14 protein-coding genes are annotated in these 19,482 nt (G+C 52.4%); 9 read left to right on the top strand and 5 right to left on the bottom strand.

Features of this window, described 5'->3' with window-relative positions:
• Positions 1-25: 25 nt before the first annotated feature.
• The gene (locus tag ACMHLI_RS04675) at positions 26-1,930 is read right to left on the bottom strand and encodes an ABC transporter ATP-binding protein (protein ID WP_413528458.1); all 1,905 of its coding nucleotides are present in this window, start codon (positions 1,928-1,930) and stop codon (positions 26-28) included.
• 5 nt (positions 1,931-1,935) lie between these two features.
• Positions 1,936-4,056, bottom strand: a complete 2,121-nt coding sequence (gene rlmKL, locus ACMHLI_RS04670; RefSeq protein ID WP_413528457.1) for a bifunctional 23S rRNA (guanine(2069)-N(7))-methyltransferase RlmK/23S rRNA (guanine(2445)-N(2))-methyltransferase RlmL — start codon at positions 4,054-4,056, stop codon at positions 1,936-1,938.
• A gap of 110 nt (positions 4,057-4,166) precedes the next feature.
• Here rlmKL and ACMHLI_RS04665 point away from each other — a divergent pair, with 110 nt between their 5' ends.
• Entirely contained in the window at positions 4,167-5,270 is a 1,104-nt protein-coding gene (locus ACMHLI_RS04665; protein WP_413528456.1) for a YcbX family protein, read from the top strand.
• 69 nt (positions 5,271-5,339) lie between these two features.
• On the opposite strand, the gene ACMHLI_RS04660 is transcribed toward ACMHLI_RS04665, so the two are convergent.
• Positions 5,340-5,888, bottom strand: coding sequence for a cell division protein ZapC (locus ACMHLI_RS04660; protein ID WP_413528455.1), 549 nt, complete (start codon positions 5,886-5,888; stop codon positions 5,340-5,342).
• Between the two features lie 187 nt (positions 5,889-6,075).
• Positions 6,076-7,086 carry a quinone-dependent dihydroorotate dehydrogenase gene (gene pyrD, locus ACMHLI_RS04655; protein WP_413528454.1) on the bottom strand — a complete coding sequence of 337 codons (1,011 nt, stop codon included), beginning with the start codon at positions 7,084-7,086 and terminating at the stop codon, positions 6,076-6,078.
• Between the two features lie 314 nt (positions 7,087-7,400).
• On the opposite strand from pyrD, the gene ssuE reads away from it, so the two are divergent.
• The 5 genes from ssuE to ssuB are packed head-to-tail and all read left to right on the top strand — an operon-like array spanning position 7,401 to position 11,775.
• On the top strand, positions 7,401-7,982 hold the full coding sequence (gene ssuE, locus ACMHLI_RS04650; RefSeq protein WP_112166311.1) for an NADPH-dependent FMN reductase: 582 nt from the start codon (positions 7,401-7,403) through the stop codon (positions 7,980-7,982).
• 17 nt (positions 7,983-7,999) lie between these two features.
• Positions 8,000-8,980 carry a sulfonate ABC transporter substrate-binding protein gene (locus ACMHLI_RS04645; RefSeq protein ID WP_413528453.1) on the top strand — a complete coding sequence of 327 codons (981 nt, stop codon included), beginning with the start codon at positions 8,000-8,002 and terminating at the stop codon, positions 8,978-8,980.
• A 58-nt stretch (positions 8,981-9,038) separates the two neighbouring features.
• Positions 9,039-10,193, top strand: coding sequence for an FMNH2-dependent alkanesulfonate monooxygenase (ssuD, locus tag ACMHLI_RS04640; protein WP_112166315.1), 1,155 nt, complete (start codon positions 9,039-9,041; stop codon positions 10,191-10,193).
• A gap of 11 nt (positions 10,194-10,204) precedes the next feature.
• On the top strand, positions 10,205-10,996 hold the full coding sequence (gene ssuC, locus ACMHLI_RS04635) for an aliphatic sulfonate ABC transporter permease SsuC (protein WP_413528452.1): 792 nt from the start codon (positions 10,205-10,207) through the stop codon (positions 10,994-10,996).
• Positions 10,993-11,775 (top strand): aliphatic sulfonates ABC transporter ATP-binding protein, encoded by a 783-nt coding sequence (gene ssuB / locus ACMHLI_RS04630; RefSeq protein WP_413528451.1) that lies wholly within the window; start codon positions 10,993-10,995, stop codon positions 11,773-11,775. Before ssuC ends, ssuB begins: the two co-directional genes overlap by 4 nt.
• 69 nt (positions 11,776-11,844) lie before the next feature.
• Here the strand turns inward: ssuB and pepN are convergent, their stop codons facing one another.
• Positions 11,845-14,460 carry an aminopeptidase N gene (gene pepN, locus ACMHLI_RS04625; protein ID WP_413528450.1) on the bottom strand — a complete coding sequence of 872 codons (2,616 nt, stop codon included), beginning with the start codon at positions 14,458-14,460 and terminating at the stop codon, positions 11,845-11,847.
• A gap of 482 nt (positions 14,461-14,942) precedes the next feature.
• Between pepN and pncB the strand changes: the two genes are divergently transcribed.
• The 3 genes from pncB to ompC all read left to right on the top strand — a co-directional run bounded on the left by pncB (position 14,943) and on the right by ompC (position 19,238).
• Positions 14,943-16,148, top strand: a complete 1,206-nt coding sequence (gene pncB / locus ACMHLI_RS04620) for a nicotinate phosphoribosyltransferase (protein ID WP_413528449.1) — start codon at positions 14,943-14,945, stop codon at positions 16,146-16,148.
• Positions 16,149-16,424: 276 nt separating this feature from the next.
• Positions 16,425-17,825, top strand: coding sequence for an asparagine--tRNA ligase (asnS, locus tag ACMHLI_RS04615; protein WP_413528448.1), 1,401 nt, complete (start codon positions 16,425-16,427; stop codon positions 17,823-17,825).
• A gap of 300 nt (positions 17,826-18,125) precedes the next feature.
• On the top strand, positions 18,126-19,238 hold the full coding sequence (gene ompC, locus ACMHLI_RS04610) for a porin OmpC (protein ID WP_413528447.1): 1,113 nt from the start codon (positions 18,126-18,128) through the stop codon (positions 19,236-19,238).
• The last annotated feature ends 244 nt before the right edge of the window (positions 19,239-19,482 follow it).

Here is a 19,482-nt window from a genome sequence, read left to right as displayed (position 1 = left end):
ACCGGTCACCGATAAGCGTGCAGTGTTAGCCGTTTTTCTGCGCTTCCAGCGCTTCCCAACGTTCGAACGCCTGCTCTAACTCCTGCTCTGCCGCAGCGAAAGCGGCAAGCACTTGCTGCGTTTCTTCATGAGGAAGTGTGAAGAAATTCGCATCGCTCATCTGCTGTTGCAGTGCTTCAATTTTCTCTTCCAGTGTGCTGATTTGCAGAGGCAATTGTTCCAGCTCACGTTGTTGATTATAGCTGAGCTTGTTCGCCGTGCGTTTGGCCGGTTCTGCTTTAGGCTGTGCAGACGGTTTATTTTCGGTCGGCGCAATCTGACGGATTGGCTTCTGGTTACGGCGCTGCTGCTGCGCATCAAAATAGCCGCCCACATAGCTGTTGATTACGCCGTTGCCTTCGTAAATCCAGCATTCAGTCGCCGAGTTATCCACGAATTCACGGTCATGGCTCACCAGCATCACGGTGCCCTGATAGCTGTCGATCATTTCTTCCAGCAGCTCCAGCGTTTCCACATCCAGGTCATTGGTCGGTTCATCGAGAATCAACAGGTTGCTTGGACGCAGGAACAGTTTAGCCAGCAGCAGGCGGTTACGCTCGCCGCCTGACAGCGCTTTCACCGGCGTCATTGCGCGTTTCGGGTGGAACAGGAAGTCCTGCAGGTAACCCAGCACATGGCGGGAGCGACCATTGACCATGACTTCTTGTTTACCTTCGGCAAGGTTATCCATCACGGTACGTTCAGGATCAAGTTCGGCACGGTGCTGATCGAAGTAAGCCACTTCCAGCTTGGTGCCGCAGTGAACGCGGCCGCTGTCGGCCTGAATCTGACTTAACATCAGTTTGAGCAATGTGGTTTTACCACAACCGTTCGGACCCACCAGCGCAATTTTATCACCGCGCATCACTTGTGCAGAGAAGTGACTTACCAGCTGCTTACCGGCAATCGCATAGCTGACGTCTTCCATTTCGAAGACAATCTTGCCGGACGTTGAGGCCTCAACCACCTGCATTTTGGCGGTGCCCATCACTTCACGACGGTCTGAACGCTCTTTACGCAACGCTTTCAGAGCACGAACGCGGCCTTCATTACGGGTACGACGCGCTTTAATGCCCTGACGGATCCACACTTCTTCCTGCGCCAGTTTCTTGTCGAATTCAGCATTTTGCAGTTCTTCAACACGCAACGCTTCTTCTTTCTCCAGCAGGTAAGCTTCGTAGTTGCCCGGGTAGGACACCAGTTTGCCGCGATCGAGATCGACAATTCGGGTCGCCATATTGCGGATGAAAGAACGGTCATGGGAAATGAAGATAATGCTGCCCTGAAACTCTTTCAGGAACTCTTCCAGCCACGCGATGCTCTCGATGTCCAGGTGGTTGGTCGGTTCGTCAAGCAACAGGATCTGTGGCGCGCTGACCAGTGCACGGCCCAGCGCGGCTTTACGCAGCCAGCCGCCGGACAGAGATTTCAATTCGGTATCCGCATCCAGACCCAGTTTCAACAACACTTCGTTGATCCGGCTGTCGAGCTGCCAAAGGCCCTGGTGATCGAGGATCTCCATCACCTGCGCCAGTTTGTTCATGTTCTTTTCGCTCGGGTCAGTTTCGACCAGATGCGAAATGGCGTGATAGGCCTTCAGATGCTCAGCCTGCTCAAATACGCCTTCAGAGACGAAATCAAATACGGTACCGGCAACGTTACGTGGCGGATCCTGTTGCAGACGCGCCACAATCAGATCCTGTTCGTACACGATGCGCCCGTCATCAAGCGGCACTTCGCGGTTCAGAATTTTCATCAGCGTCGATTTACCGGCGCCGTTACGGCCAACAAGGCAAACGCGCTCGTTTGGCTCAATGTGCAATTCGGTGTTATCCAACAGCGGCGAGTCACTGAATGACAGCCAGGCACCTGACATACTAATTAACGACATAAACTTTATTTTTCCTCGCCAGCATGGGACAGCAGCCAGCAGTTATGAATTTGACGGTTACGGGCAAAATCCTGTGACAGGGTTTGGCTGGTGATTTCTTTCGCGCTCAGACCCAGCTTGCTCAGTCCGTCGAGATCCATCTGGAAACCGCGCTTATTGTTGGAGAACATGATGGTACCGTTGCGACGCAGAATACGCTTCAAATCTTTCATTAATGAAAGATGATCGCGCTGAACGTCGAAACTTTCGGCCATACGCTTGGAGTTAGAGAACGTCGGTGGATCGATAAAGATCACATCAAACTGTTCGTCACACATGCCAAGGTAAGACAGACAATCCGCCTGAATCAGGCGATGCTGACGACCGGTCAGGCCGTTAACGCGCAGATTTTTCTCCGCCCATTCCAGATAAGTACGGGACATATCGACGGTGGTAGTGCTGCGAGCGCCACCCAAACCCGCATGAACACTGGCGGTGCCGGTGTAAGCGAACAGATTAAGGAAGTCTTTACCGTTGCTCATCTCGCCCAGCATTTTGCGCGCGATGCGGTGATCGAGGAATAAACCGGTATCGAGATAATCAGTCAGGTTCACCCAAAGCTTGGCATTAAATTCTTCTACCAGCTGGAATTCACCTTTCTGCGCCAGTTTTTCGTACTGGTTGGTGCCCTTCTGACGTTCGCGGGTTTTCAACACCAGCTGGCTGGAGGAAACATCCAGCACGGAGAGCGTAGCATTTATCACATCGAACAGACGCTGACGGGCTTTTTGCGCATCAACCGTTTTTGGCGGTGCGTATTCCTGAACCACGACTTTGCTGCCGTAGCGGTCGACGGCCACGTTGTAATCCGGTAAATCGGCGTCATACAGGCGATAACATTCGATTCCCTGCTGTTTGGCCCATTTCTCCAGCTTTTTGACGTTCTTGCGCAGACGGTTGGCGTAATCTTCCGCCATCTGCACGCCCGCGGCGCCAGTCGGGTTTTCCGACAGCTGATAGTTTTTCTGCACGCATTCCAGCGGGCCGTTTTTGGCTTTGAACTGGCGGTCGGCGCGCAGTTGCACGCAGCTCAGCAATTCAGGCGATGCGCTGAACAGCGACAACTGCCAGCCGCCGAACTGCATCTTCATGATGCGGCCCAGCTGGTTATGCAGCGCAATCAGCGCCGGTTCACTTTCCAGACGCTCGCCGTATGGCGGGTTGCTGATGACGGTGCCGGTCGGGCCTTCAGGTAACGGATTCACCAGTTTGCCAACTTCAGCGGCTTCGAAACTGATCAACTCCGCAACACCGGCACGGCGGGCGTTGGAGCGCGCCATCTCGATCACACGACGGTCGATATCAGAGCCAAAGAAACGCGATGTGGTTTCCTGTACGGCGCGGCGTGTACGTACCTGCGCTTCCGTGGTCAGCTCACGCCACAGTTCGGTATCAAATTTATTCCAGCCGGTGAAACCCCAGTGCGGGCGATGCAGGCCCGGCGCGCGATCGCCTGCGATCATTGCCGCTTCGATAAGCAAAGTACCGGAACCACACATCGGATCCAGCATCGGTGTGCCCGACTGCCAGCCGGAGCGCATGACGATAGCGGCTGCGAGGTTTTCTTTCAGCGGTGCCTGGCCGGCAAGATCACGGTAGCCACGCTGATGCAGGCCTTCGCCGCTCAGATCCAACGCCACACTGGCGGTGTCACGTTGCAGGAAGACGTTAACGCGGATGTCAGGCAACTGTTTTGCGACGTTAGGACGTTCATCCATTTTGCGGGTAAAGCTGTCAACGATGGCATCTTTCACTTTCAAGGCACCGTACTGACTGTTGCGAATTTCGTCGTTCAGGCCGCTGAAATGGACCGCGAAGGTTTTATCGACGCTGAAAATTTCCGGCCAGTCGATCGCCATCACGCCCATATACAGGTCTAAGTCACTGTGGACTTTAAATTCGTTCAGAGGCAAAAGGATGCGCGAAGCCAGACGGCTCCACAGCAAGCTTTTATACATCAGGCGATCGTCACCTTCAAAATGCACCCCTCCCTGCACAACTTTGCAGGCTTGCGCGCCCAGCGTTTCCAGTTCGCTTTTTAACAGTTCTTCCAGTCCACGCGCCGTGCTGGCAAACAAAGAGTTCATATCGACATATCACCAAAAATAAAATAGTTGCGCATTATAGCTAATCCCGGGCGCTTGTCATAAAGTCTCTGGTTATCTTTTAGGATCAGAAATCAGAGAGGCGATGTTAAGTGCCCATTCTTTCACGTTTATTTGTTCACCCGGTTAAATCCATGCGCGGCCTGCAAGTTTCACATGCGTTGGTTACCGCGACGGGTCTGGCGTTTGACCGTCAGTTTATGATTACGGATCCTCAGGGCATGTTTATTACCGCCCGGCAGTATCCGAATCTGGTGCTGTTCACCCCGGTTTTGTTACCCGATGGCCTGATGCTATCCGCGCCGGAAGGCGACAACATCAGCGTAAAATTCGCTGAATTCAACGGGCAGAATGCGCCGACAGAAGTCTGGGGCAATCAGTTTACCTCACTCATCGCGCCAGAACCGGTAAATCGCTGGTTAAGTGGTTATTTAAAGCGTGAAGTTCAACTGCGCTGGGTCGGCGAAGAACCGACCCGACGGGTAAAAAAACATCCTGAAGTGCCACTTTCATTTGCCGACGGATTCCCGTATCTGTTGATTAATGAAGCCTCCATGCTGGATTTACAAGGTCGCTGTCCGGTCGGCGTCAGAACGGAGCAATTCCGCCCGAACATTGTGGTCAGCGGCGCTGAGGCTTATGCCGAAGATACCTGGCAGACGATCCGTGTTGGCGAGGTAATTTTTGATGTTGTCAAACCGTGCAGCCGCTGTGTTTTCACAACGGTCAGCATTGAGAAGGGGCGCAAACATCCCGGCGGTGAACCGCTGAAAACACTGCAAAGTTACCGTACGGCCAGCGACGGCGATGTTGATTTCGGTCAGAACATGATTGCCCGTAATAGCGGTGTGATACGCGCAGGCGATAATGTTGAGGTGCTGGCGACCAGACCACCCCGCCCTTACGGCGTCGGTAAATTGGTAGAAAGCGTTGAAGCACCTAAAAGCAGCGCGCAGACTTTGACGATAAATTATCGGGGCACCGAATTTACCGGCAACAATCAGCAGATTTTACTCGAACAGCTTGAGTTACAGGGGTTACGCATCCCTTATTCTTGCCGGGCAGGAATTTGTGGAGCCTGTAAAATGACGTTACGAGACGGGCAAGTGTCGCCGCTAAAAGAAAGCGCAGTGGGAAAAGACGGGACGATTTTGGCATGCAGCTGTATTCCGGCATCAGACATCGTGCTCGGCTAGAATATTTGAAACTGGCAGGAAGGTCAGGCGGGCTTTATCAGTGTTTAACTCATTCAACAAGATAAAGGATTAAACCGCCTGATCGTACAGGTCGCGATTGCTGGTGCGGACAGCGGCTGGCATCATACGGTCATGCATGATTTTAATCGCATCACCCAGCACCATTCCCCGGCCCGCGACCGTCAGTCTTTCTTGCGCCAGCAGGCACAGACTGGCGTTTTCGCCTGATTCGACAATCAACAATGTTGCTCGCTCACCGCTTTCTGTTACCTGCACTTCTGCAAGCTGCCCGTTGCCAGGCTGGAAAGTGCGAACCTGCTGACTGAAATGCCAGCTTTTTGGCATCAGTGGTTTTAAGAAACGGAAGGCGACTAGGGCATTTAATACTAATTCGGCGCGTTGTTCTGCACCGAGTTTAATTTGTTTGCATTGTTCTTCGAAATCGAAATACAACGCGGCGTCATCGACGCAAAAAGTCATATCGCCGAATGCATCAGGCGTGAGCATTTTAGCCGGGAAACGGGAACGAAAAATCATGCCATTGGCCAGATCCAGCATCAGCCGGTCATGTTCAGCATCAAAATACCAACGCCAATTATCATCTGGTTTGATTTTCATTTCGTCATCCTGTTCACCCTCAATGCCCGCCAATCTGACTTCATTACCCGCTACTCTGTTAAGAATAGAATTTTTTATAATGAAAAGAAATCAGACAAATCCTGAGTCTTAATTAAGGTCAGTGGACAAAATATAGACGAGCCGGGTTAATAAATAAACCCCTGACTCGTCTTCAGGATGAAAAATATTAGATATGGGTAACAATATCTTTGATGAGACGCGGACCTTTGAAGATAAATCCGGAATAGATTTGAATTAAAGATGCACCCGCCGCCATTTTTTCGCGCGCAGCGGTTAAAGAATCAATCCCGCCGACGCCAATAATAGGGAGGCGATCTTGTAATTCATTCGACAACATACGGATGATTTCTGTACTGCGCAGCTGCACCGGACGACCGCTGAGGCCACCCACTTGTTCGCAATAATTAAGTCCCTGAACAAGTTTGCGGTCGAGCGTTGTGTTGGTCGCAATAACACCATCCATATTATGACGCACCAGACTGTCGGCTATTTGGATCAATTCCTCTTCAGAAAGATCCGGTGCGATCTTCACGGCAACGGGGACATATTTCTGGTGACGCTGCTGAAGCTCAAGCTGCTTATTTTTGATCGACGCCAGTAAATCATCCAGCGCTTCGCCGTATTGCAGCGAACGTAATCCCGGCGTGTTCGGCGATGAAATATTCACCGCGATATAGCCCGCATACGGATATACCTTCTCCATACAGGTCAGATAATCGTCTTTACCTTGCTCCACCGGGGTATCTTTATTCTTACCAATATTAATACCAATGATGCCGCCAAAACGAGATTTCTTGACGTTATTGACCAGATTATCGACGCCGTGGTTGTTAAAGCCCATGCGGTTAATCAGGCCTTCTGCTTCAACAATTCGGAATATACGGGGTTTTTCATTTCCGTCCTGCGCACGTGGCGTTACGGTGCCCACTTCTACAAATCCAAAGCCCATTGCGCCAAACGCATCAATACAGGTGCCGTCTTTATCCAGGCCAGCGGCAAGACCTAACGGGTTTTTAAAAGATAATCCCATGCAGCTGACAGGCTTAGTTGGTACAGACTGGCGGATCAAAAATTCAAGGGGAGTGCCGGAAATGCGGCTCAGCTGACGAAAGGTTAACTCGTGGGCGCGCTCTGGATCGAGCTGAAACAGTGCTTTCCTGACAAGAGGATAATACATGGAGACTCCTGGATTCCCGGTGGCTAGACGGGGCAGTATTATCGACTAACCGCCGGGCAATTGGAAACGATAACCGGCCATTTGTGGCAATAAATGCGTTTATGCGCAAACGATTACTTTCTATTTACTTTCGATTCACGTTTTACGCCTTTTGTTCTCCTTTCCCGCCTGCCTGGCTGCCGTCTTTATCCGTTTTGTGACTATGCATAGCCAAAATTGAGATTTCCGCTCCCACGGCGTTGCCTGCTAGTTTTAATTCACTTTGTTAAGAAAAATGATGGTTCTATAACATATTGTTATAAGGAAGAATAAACATGCGTGTTATTTCCCTGGCAGGTAGCCCCCGACAGCCGTCCCGTTCCTCTTCCCTGCTGGCGCTCAGTCATCAGTGGCTGGCAAGCCGCGGTGTGGAAGTTTTTACCTACAATCTTCAGGATTTCTCCGCTGATGATCTGCTATTTGCCAATTTCTCCAGCCCGCAGCTCAAACAACTGATTGCTGAACTGGCGAGCGCGGACGGATTGATCGTCGCCACGCCGGTGTACAAAGCCTCGTTTTCCGGCGCATTGAAAACGCTGCTGGATTTACTGCCTGAACGCGCGCTCGACCATAAAGTCGTTCTGCCGCTGGCGACCGCTGGGTCTATCGGCCACATGCTGGCGGTGGACTATGCTCTCAAACCGGTCCTCGCCTCGTTAAAAGCGCAGGAGGTTTTGCAGGGTGTATTCGCCGATGACAGCCTGATTACTGATTATCACACCTTCCCTGCGACGCTGGATCCGGCACTTGCCGGGCGCCTGAACGAATCGCTGGAAAACTTTTATCTGGCACTCAGCCGTCGCCGGCCTATTGCGAACTCCGCAGCCTCTCTTTCAGCGCAAGTTTTGCGCGTCTGACTAAAAAGGAATTCACCATGACTGCGTCATTCTCTTTGTTATCACTACGCAGGCTGCCAGTAATTGCCGGTTTGCTGACCAGCCTTCTCCTTAGCACGTATGCGGGAGCAGAAGAAAAAGCGCCGGAGCAACTGCGCATCGCTTACCAGAAAGGATCTGTCGGACTGGTGCTGGCGAAATCGCACAAGCTATTGGAAACGCGTTTTCCTGATACCAAAATCACCTGGATTGAATTCCCTGCCGGGCCGCAGATCCTCGAAGCACTTAATGTCGGCAGTATCGATTTAGGCGGCACCGGTGATTTGCCACCGCTGTTCGCGCAGGCAGCTGGCGCAGATCTGCTCTATATCGGCTCGGAACCGCCAAAGCCCAAAGCAGAAGTGATTCTTGTCGACAATGACAGCCCGATCAAAAACGTCGCCGATCTTAAAGGTCATAAAGTTGCCTTCCAGAAAGGTTCCAGCTCGCACAATTTACTGATCCGCGCCCTGCAACAGGCCGGGCTCAAACTCAGCGATATCCAGCCGGTCTATCTGACGCCCGCCGATGCCCGCGCGGCTTTTCAGCAGCATGACGTCGACGCCTGGGCCATCTGGGATCCGTACTACTCCGCCGCGCAGGTTCAGGGAAATGTCCGGGTGCTGACAGATGGCTCGTCTCTCCATCAGACCGGTTCCTTCTATCTTGCGCCGAAAAAATATACCGAAGCCAATCCGCAGTTTATCCAGCAGGTTCTGACGGTGTTAACGCAGGCGAATGCGCTGACCAAAACCGATCGCGACCAGAGCATCAGGCTGCTTTCCCAGTCGATGGGCCTGCCGGAAAAAGTAGTGGCGTCGTATCTGGATCATCTGCCGGATTTGCCTATCACACCCGTCAGTGCCGAAACGGAAAAGCGCCAGCAGCAAACCGCCGATCTGTTCTACGAAAACCATATTTTGCCAAAGCAGGTCGAAATCAAAGACCGCATCTGGAAACCAACAGTACAAGCGAACTGAATATCCGACTATTTAACCGCCACCCACGAGCGGAAACAAACGACAGAGGAGTCAACCCATGAGTCTTAACGTATTCTGGTTTTTACCTACCCACGGCGACGGTCGCTATTTAGGCACTGAAGAAGGTGCGCGCGTCGTTGACCACGGTTATCTGCAACAGATTGCACAAGCGGCCGATCGCTTAGGATTCGGCGGCGTGCTGCTGCCTACAGGCCGTTCATGCGAAGACTCATGGCTGGTCGCCGCCTCACTGATTTCTGTTACTCAGAGGCTGAAATTCCTGGTGGCGCTGCGTCCGGGGATTATCTCTCCGACGCTGGCTGCCCGTCAGGCGGCAACGCTCGACAGGCTGTCCGGTGGCCGCGCGCTGTTTAATCTGGTGACCGGCGGCGATCCGGCTGAGCTGGCCGCCGAAGGTCTTCATCTTAATCACAAAGAGCGTTACGAAGCCTCTGCCGAATTCACCCGTATCTGGCGTCGCGTTCTGGAAGGCGAAACGGTGGATTACGAAGGCAAACATATTCAGGTTAAAGGCGCGAGCCTGATGCATCCCCCGGTTCAGTACCCTCGCCCGCCGCTGTATTTCGGCGGTTCGTCTGAGGAAGCGCAGGATCTGGCTGCAGAACAGGTTGAGCTATATCTGACGTGGGGGGAGCCACCGGCTTCCGTGAAAGAGAAAATTGATCAGGTTCGCGCGAAAGCTGCTGCCCATGGTCGCACGGTGCGCTTCGGGATCCGTCTGCATGTGATTGTGCGCGAAACGAATGAAGAAGCCTGGCAGGCCGCCGACCGTCTTATCGCCAACATTGATGATGAAACCATTCAACGCGCCCAGGCGGCATTTGCCAAAACCGATTCCGTAGGCCAGCACCGTATGGCGGCCTTACACGGCGGCGATCGCAACAAACTGGAAATCTACCCGAATCTTTGGGCTGGCATCGGTCTGGTACGCACTGGCGCAGGCACTGCGTTGGTAGGCGACGGTCCAACCGTGGCGGCACGTATGCAGGAATACGCCGATCTGGGCATCGATACCTTTATTTTCTCCGGTTATCCGCATCTGGAAGAAGCCTACCGCGTCAGCGAGCTGCTGTTCCCGCATCTGGATCTGGCGAAACCGGAAGATGAGCAGGTGGTGAAGAAGGCTATTTTACCGCGCGGTGAGCTGGTTGCTCACGACTTCGCCAACAAAAAAGTCGCCAGCCAGCATTAAGGAGAACAGACATGACCTCATCACAACGCTGGTTAGACCGTTTTTTGCCGTGGATTGTGCCGGTGGCGCTGATCGGCGGCTGGCAGCTTGCCGTCGAAGCGGGCTGGTTATCCAACCGGATTCTTCCCGCGCCCAGTGCGGTGGTCGAAGCGTTCTGGACACTGGCGAAGAGTGGTGATCTCTGGCAAAACCTGAAAATCAGCACTTTCCGCGCACTGACCGGTTTTGCTATCGGCGGCAGCCTGGGCTTGCTGCTCGGCTTTATCACCGGGCTTTCCCGCTGGGGCGAGCGGCTGCTCGACAGCTCTCTGCAAATGTTGCGCAATATTCCCCATCTGGCCCTGATCCCGCTGGTGATTTTGTGGTTCGGCATTGATGAAACCGCCAAAATTTTCCTGGTCGCCCTGGGGACGCTGTTCCCGATTTATCTCAATACCTATCACGGTATCCGCAACATTGACCGCGGCCTGCTGGAGATGTCGCGCAGCTACGGTTTGTCCGGTTTCCCGCTGTTCATTCAGGTGGTGTTACCGGGCGCGCTGCCGTCGATTATGGTCGGCGTGCGGTTTGCGCTCGGGTTCATGTGGCTGACGCTTATCGTCGCCGAAACCATTTCGGCCAATTCAGGCATAGGTTATCTGGCGATGAATGCGCGTGAATTTTTACAAACTGACGTCGTAGTGGTCGCCATCGTGTTGTACGCAATCCTTGGCAAACTGGCCGATATTTTAGCGCGCCAGCTGGAAAGTGTCTGGCTGCGCTGGCATCCCGCATATCAGAAAAAACAAGGAGACGCCGCATGAGCGCACCTGCACGAATCCCGCAAGGCACGCCGGTTACGCTTTCCGGCATCACCAAAAAGTACGGCAACCGCGCCGTGCTCAATGATATCAATCTGCGCATTCCGCCCGGCCAGTTTGTAGCAGTGGTGGGCCGCAGCGGCTGCGGAAAAAGTACGTTACTACGCCTGCTCGCCGGTCTGGAAAAAACCACGCAGGGCGAACTGCTCAGCGCCAGCGCCCCGCTGAGTCAGGTACGTGATGATACGCGGCTGATGTTTCAGGATGACCGTCTGCTGCCATGGAAGAAAGTGATCGATAACGTCGGGCTGGGCTTAAAAGGCAAATGGCGCGAAGCTGCGCTGGCGGCTCTGGAAGAAGTCGGACTGGCGGATCGCGCCGACGAGTGGCCTTCGGCGCTGTCAGGCGGACAAAAACAGCGTGTGGCGCTGGCACGTGCGTTAATCCATCGCCCGCGCTTATTGTTACTGGATGAACCACTCGGCGCACTGGATGCCCTGACCCGTATCGAAATGCAAAGCCTGATCGAACGCCTGTGGCAGCAACATGATTTTACCGTGCTGCTGGTGACGCATGATGTGAGTGAAGCCGTCACGGTGGCCGACCGGGTGATCCTGATTGATCAGGGGCAGATTGGGATGGATTTAACCGTCGATTTGCCGCGTCCACGTCGTAAAGGTTCGGCAAGACTGGCAGAACTGGAAGCCGAAGTGCTGGAGCGAGTTTTGACGCCTCAGCCTGCGCCGACGGTTTCACAGAAAGCGATACGTGCGCAGCGGTAACTTATTTTGAGATCTTTGGATGTAAAAAGGGCGATGTTTCCATCGCCCTTTGTCATTTCTACTTTTTGATTACGCGTCTAACGCTTTGGTGATTTTCTCGAACAAATCACCGGACAGGTTTTCAAGCCCTTTCAGCTGTTCCAGCGCCTTGCGCATCTGCGCCTGACGGCCTGCATCGTAACGTTTAAGACGGATCAACGGCTCGATCATACGTGCCGCCACCTGCGGGTTACGGGTGTTCAGATCCGTCAGCATTTCGGTCAGGAACTGATATCCGCTGCCGTCCGCTGCGTGGAACGCAGAAGGATTGGCTGACGCAAACGCGCCGATTAAAGAACGCACGCGGTTCGGGTTACCCATGCTAAACGAGCGGTGATTGAGCAATGAACGCACTTTCTGCAGAACGTCGGCCGCCGGGCTGGTGGCTTGCAGGATAAACCATTTATCCATCACCAGACCGTCGTGATGCCAGCGCTCATCGTAAGCCGCCATCAGCGCCTCGCGGCAAGGCAGTTGCGCAGACACTGCCGCAGACATCGCGGCCAGAGAATCAGTCATGTTATCTGCCTGCTCAAACTGTGTTTTCACCAGCTGATCGGCCAGCGTCACATCGGCAAAGGCCAGATAGCGCAGGCAGGTATTACGCAGGGTACGTTTACCGATATCCTCATGTACCACGCGATAGCCCGGCAAACGGTTCGCGTTGTAAACGGCAAGGAACTCATCGGCCATTTCGGTGGCCAGACAGCGGGTAATGGCTTCATGTACGGCGCTTATTGCTTCGGGATCGATAATGTCGAACAGTTCGGCAATTTCGTTATCCGAAGGCAACGTGAGGATCTGCGCCGCCAGGCCTGGATCGATGTTTTCATCTAGCAATACCGCGCGGAACGCATCAGCAACGTGCAGCGGCAGAGACAGCGGCTGCTTTTGCTGGTGACGCGCAACGTTCAGTTTGATGTAAATCGCCAGCAGGCTTTGGGCCGCATCCCAGCGGGCGAAATCGTTACGCGCGTACTTCATCAGGAAGGTCAGCTGATGATCGCCCCACTTGTAATCGAGTTTCACCGGCGCGGAGAATTCACGTAATAAAGAAGGCACCGGCGGCGCTTCCACGTCTTCGAAGATGAAAGTCTGCTCAGCTTCGGTCACATTAAGCACGTTGCTGACAATCTGACCATCCTGCTTCAAGGCAATAACGTTGCCCTGCGGATCGTAAAGCTCGATATCCAGCGGGATATGCAGCGGCAGTTTTTCGGTCTGATCTGGCGTCGGCGGCGTTTTCTGGCTGACGGTCAGAGTGTACTGCTGTTTTTCCACATCATAGTCGTCGCGTACGGTCAGGACCGGCGTACCGGACTGGCTGTACCAGCGGCGGAACAGTGACAAATCGACATTGGACGCATCTTCCATCGCCTGCACGAAATCATCACAGGTCGCGGCGCTGCCGTCATGACGTTCGAAATACAGCTGAATACCGGCCTGGAATTTCTCTTCGCCCAGCAGGGTGTGCAGCATGCGGATGACTTCAGACCCTTTCTCATACACCGTCAGGGTGTAGAAGTTGTTCATTTCGATGACTTTATCCGGGCGGATCGGGTGCGCCATCGGGCTGGCATCTTCAGAGAACTGTGCGCCACGCATTACGCGGACGTTATCGATGCGGTTGACCGAACGCGACCCGAGATCGGAGCTGAATTCCTGATCGCGGAAAACGGTCAGGCCTTCTTTCAGGCTCAGCTGGAACCAGTCGCGGCAAGTCACGCGGTTACCGGTCCAGTTATGGAAGTATTCATGGCCGATCACCGCTTCAATTCCGAGGTAATCTTTGTCGGTGGCGGTTTCAGCTTTCGCCAGCACGTATTTGGAGTTAAAGACGTTCAGGCCTTTGTTTTCCATCGCGCCCATATTGAAGAAATCAACCGCCACGATCATGAAGATATCGAGATCGTATTCCAGATTGAAACGGGTTTCGTCCCATTTCATTGATTGTTTTAGAGATTCCATCGCCCAGCCGGCGCGATCGAGATTGCCGCGGTCAACAAACAACTCCAGCGCCACATCACGGCCTGAACGGGTTTTAAAGGTATCGCGCAGCACGTCGAAATCACCTGCCACCAGCGCAAAAAGGTAGCAAGGTTTAGGGAACGGATCTTGCCATTTAATCCAATGCTTGCCGTCTTCCAGTTCGCCCTGGTCGATACGGTTACCGTTCGACAGCAGGTACGGATAGCGGGCTTTATCGGCCACGATGCGGGTGGAGAAACGCGCCAGCACATCGGGACGGTCGAGATAATAGGTAATGTGACGGAAACCTTCGGCTTCACACTGGGTACACAGCGCTTCTCCTGACAGGTACAGTCCTTCCAGCGCGGTGTTTTTCGCCGGGTGAATTTCGTTGACGATCGCCAGCTCAAATGCTTCCGGGAGACCGTCGATCACCAAAGTGCCTTCCTGTAACTGATACTTCGGCCAGTCCTGACCGTTGATTTTCAGACTGACCAGTTGAAGATCTTCACCGTTGAGCGTCAGGGAAGCCCCTTCTGCGCCCAGACGTTTAATCTGGCTGATGGCCGTCACGACCGTCTTTTGTGCATCAAGCTCGAAATTAAGGTCAATATCCGTGATGGTGTAGTCCGGCGCACGGTAATCGTGGCGGAACTTGGCTTGCGGCAGTTGAGTCATAAAAAACCTTTTGGCGTTTTCATAGTTTATGGTGATGACGATTTATGGCGTTGAAGGGGGTTCCTGTCATCAGCATAGAGCTGCACAGAACCTGACGCGACCTTCATACTTTCTCTCTAAACTCTACCACAGGCATCAGGAAATCCCAGATTGTTGCAAGGTTGTGAGTTCGTATGCGCACCTTTCAACCAAAACACAGAATTTTGTTCGTGCTGTCTACTAAGAAGACTTATCTGCCCCACTAAATGTAATCAATTTGTGCCTTATTTATTGCGCAAATTGGCGCATATCACCGTAAACCCCGCCTGTGAGCACATTTTGGCCTCGACCCACCACGGACAATTATGATGTGATGAGGGTTCTTTGGCGGGATATTACGGTATACTTCACAGACTTTTGCTGTTTTATTCGGAACGTTTTTATTACGGAACGGTTGTTTGTGTTCAAACACTCAGTTTCTGACGAGGATGCTGTAAAGCGCTATGACTCCATACGCCTCCCCGATTTTGACTTCGCTGTTAGATACCGATGCCTACAAGCTTCATATGCAGCAAGCGGTTTTCCATCGTTATCACAGTATCAGCGTGGTGGCCGAGTTCCGTTGCCGCGGTGATGAATTGCTGGGCGAATACGCCGGTGAAATCCGTCAGCAAATCCAGTTGATGAGCGAACTGGCGCTGACCGACGATGAGTCCACCTACCTCTCCGGGCTGCCTTTCTTCACACAGGACTATCTCAGCTGGCTGAAAACGTTCCGCTACAATCCGGAACATGTCACGGTTTCTGACCGCGACGGGCATTTGCATGTGCGCATCGAAGGGCCGTGGCGTGAAGTCATCATGTGGGAAGTGCCGCTGCTGGCGGTTATCAGTGAAGTGGTACATCGCCATCGTTCACCGCTAATCACTGCGCAGATGGCGGTCGAACAGCTGCGTAAAAATCTGATCAGTTTTAATGAGCAGGCCTCTGATATCGATCTTTCCGCTTTCCGGTTGATGGATTTTGGCACGCGCCGCCGTTTCTCAGGCGAGGTGCAGGAAGCGATTGTCAGCACGCTGAAAAGTGAATTCCCTTATCTGGTCGGCACCAGCAACTACGATGTTGCCCATAAGTTGCAACTGGCACCGGTCGGAACGCAGGCTCATGAATGGTTTCAGGCGCATCAGCAAATCAGCCCGGTGCTGGCCAACAGTCAGCGCGCGGCGCTACAGGCATGGCTGGATGAATATCCTGATCAGCTCGGTATCGCCCTCACCGATTGCATAACCATGGATGCTTTCCTGCGTGATTTCGGACCGAAATTCGCTAACGCGTATCAGGGCCTGCGCCATGATTCGGGGGATCCGTTTGAATGGGGTGAAAAAGCCATCGCGCATTATCACGCACTGGATATTGATCCGATGACCAAGACACTGGTGTTCTCCGATAATCTCGACCTGGATAAGGCGCTGCATTTATATCGCCATTTCCACAAACGGGTGAATTTGGTATTCGGCATCGGTACGCGCCTGACCTGTAATATTCCCGGCGTGAAACCGCTGAATATTGTCATCAAGCTGGTTCAGTGTAATGGTAAGCCGGTGGCGAAACTTTCCGACAGTCCGGGGAAAACCATCTGTCAGGATAAAGCGTTTGTGAAAGCGCTGCGCAAAGCATTTGATCTGCCGCTGGTCAAAAAAGCCTCCTGATCCACCGCAAAGTGCCGGAAAATCACCCCCGGTGCTTTGCTGATTTTTTACCCCGCGTATTTTCCTCCTTTATATAGATGATATTCAATTTGCTCGGCTTTCATTCATTCACTCAATAATTTTCGTGTATCCCCGCCCCTGCCTGACAATTCTTACACCACGACGTTGATTTCTGCTTGTGTCCTGAGAAAGGCTAAGTAACATAGCAAAATCCCTTTTTACAGGGTGTCCATTATTTCTTAGTCAACATCTGTATATAAAGAAAGAGAGAAATCTATGAGCGTTGTGCCTGTAGTCGACGTACTGCAAGGCCGTGCTGCGGTTGACAGTGAAGTCACCGTACGCGGTTGGGTGCGTACCCGGAGAGATTCTAAAGCTGGTATCTCATTCCTCGCCGTTTATGACGGCTCCTGCTTTAATCCATTACAGGCCGTCGTCAATAATTCTCTGCCCAATTACCAGGATGAGGTTCTGCACCTGACGACCGGCTGTTCTGTTGAAGTGACCGGTACCGTTGTCGCCTCCCCTGGCGAAGGCCAGAGCTTTGAGCTACAGGCCACTGCGATTAAAGTCGTCGGCTGGGTGGATGATCCTGATACGTATCCGATGGCGGCTAAACGTCACAGCATCGAATATCTGCGTGAAGTGGCGCACCTGCGTCCACGTACTAATCTGATTGGCGCGGTGGCTCGCGTACGTAACACCCTGTCTCAGGCAATTCACCGTTTCTATCATGAAAACGGCTACTTCTGGGTGTCAACGCCGCTGATTACAGCCTCCGATACCGAAGGTGCTGGCGAGATGTTCCGCGTGTCCACGCTGGATCTGCAAAACCTGCCTCGGACAGACAAAGGCGAGATCGATTTCAGCGAAGACTTCTTCGGTAAAGAATCCTTCCTGACCGTTTCTGGTCAGCTGAACGGTGAAGCTTACGCCTGTGCATTGTCCAAGGTGTACACCTTCGGCCCGACTTTCCGTGCAGAAAATTCCAACACCAGCCGTCACCTCGCTGAGTTCTGGATGGTGGAACCGGAAGTGGCCTTTGCCACACTGGACGATATCGCCGCATTGGCTGAAAACATGCTGAAATATGTTTTCCAGGCCGTTTTGAACGAACGTTCTGACGATATGGCTTTCTTTGCTGAACGCGTAGACAAAGATGCGATTGCCCGCCTTGAGCGTTTTGTAACCTCTGATTTCGCGCAGGTGGATTACACTGAAGCAGTAGAAATTCTAATGAATTGTGGCCAGAAGTTTGAGAACGCCGTTTCATGGGGTGTGGATCTTTCTTCAGAGCATGAGCGTTATCTTGCAGAGCAACATTTCAAAGCGCCGGTGGTAGTGAAAAACTATCCGAAGGATATCAAATCCTTCTACATGCGTTTGAACGATGATGGCAAAACTGTAGCGGCGATGGACGTATTAGCGCCGGGCATCGGTGAAATTATCGGCGGTTCACAGCGTGAAGAACGTCTGGATGTATTGGACGCGCGAATGGTCGAAATGGGACTCAAAACTGAAGATTATTGGTGGTATCGCGATCTTCGTCGTTACGGCACAGTGCCACACTCAGGCTTCGGTCTGGGCTTTGAACGTTTAGTAGCCTATGTCACCGGCGTACAGAACATTCGCGACGTGATTCCGTTCCCTCGCACACCACGTAATGCAACCTTCTAATTAAATAAACTATTTTTAATTAACAGAATGCTCACAAAACTAAGGCCAGCAATGCTGGCCTTAGTCATTTTTAAAAATAGATCCCCGTCACAAAGTTCCCTTAAATACACATTTTGTAATACACTCTTTCTCGCTGAAACATATTTAGTAATTTAGTAGCATTTTCGCTGTAGATTAAGCGAACCTCGGATGGAATAGTGCGTTCAGACACAGGAGACACCAAACTTTCATGAATAGTTCCCCAAAGAATTATTGACGGCAGTGGCAGGTGTCCGAATAAAACCAATGAGGGTAATAATAATGATGAAGCGCAACATTCTTGCAGTAGTAATCCCAGCTCTGTTAGTTGCTGGTGCAGCTAATGCAGCAGAGATCTATAACAAAGACGGCAACAAACTGGATTTGTACGGTAAAGTTGACGCACGCCATAACTTCTCTGATAACGCTGGTGATGATGGCGACCAGACCTATGTTCGTTTCGGCTTCAAAGGCGAAACTCAAATTACTGACCAACTGACCGGTTACGGCCAGTGGGAATACAACGTTCAGGCTAACCATGCAGAAAGCGCTGGTGACGAAGGCAACAAAACTCGTCTGGGCTTCGCAGGTCTGAAATTCGGTGATGCAGGTTCATTCGACTACGGTCGTAACTACGGCGTAATCTACGACGTAATGTCCTACACCGACCAATTGCCAATCTTTGGCGATGACACCATGTACCAGAACAACGACAACTTCATGGTTGGTCGTGGTAATGGCATGGCAACTTACCGTAACAGCAACTTCTTCGGTCTGGTTGACGGCCTGAGCTTCGCTGTACAGTACCAGGGTAAAAACGACGAAGGTCGTGACGGCCGTGGCGCAGTTGACTCCAACGGCGACGGCTGGGGTACTTCTGCTGCATACGCACTGGGCAACTCTGGTGTTAGCCTGACAGGTGCTTACTTCTCTTCTAACCGTACCGTGACTCAAAAAGCTGACGGCAACGGCGACAAAGCTGACGCATACGCATTCGGCGCGAAATACGACGCTAACAACCTGTACCTGGCAACCTTCTACGGCGAATCACGTAACACTACTGATTACGGCAACCCAAATGCGATTGCCAACAAAACTCAGAACTTCGAAGTGGTTGCACAGTACCAGTTCGACTTCGGTCTGCGCCCATCTATCGCTTACCTGCAATCTAAAGGCAAGCAGCTGAACGGCTTCACCGACAACGGCTCTACTTACACCGGCGGCGATGCTGACCTGGTTAAATACGTAGAAGTTGGTACTTACTACTACTTCAACAAAAACATGTCTACCTACGTTGACTACAAAATCAACCTGCTGGACGACAACAGCTACACCAAAGCCGCCGGTCGCAGCACCGACGACACTGTTGGTGTTGGCTTGCAATACCAGTTCTAATATCGCTTAACGATGCGCTTACGGGCGCATCAAAGTGGATATCAAGGCAGGGCTTCGGCTCTGCCTTTTGCATTTCTGAAATGCTAAAAACAAGCTTTTCCCGCCGCTTTTCATAAAATATTTTAATCTCGGATTCGCCCTCACAACTCTGCTTACTTTTTCCCGCAAACGGTTGGCAAAAACCGCGCTCTGGCGTTACCCTTAAGGCCTCTTTCGTATTATCAGGCTAATGGAAGTTTCCAAC

Origin of the sequence: Rahnella inusitata (genome assembly GCF_965118895.1) — a bacterium.
In the GTDB taxonomy this organism is placed as follows: Bacteria; Pseudomonadota; Gammaproteobacteria; order Enterobacterales; family Enterobacteriaceae; genus Rahnella; species Rahnella inusitata_A.
This window is presented reverse-complemented; position numbering and strand designations above follow the sequence as displayed.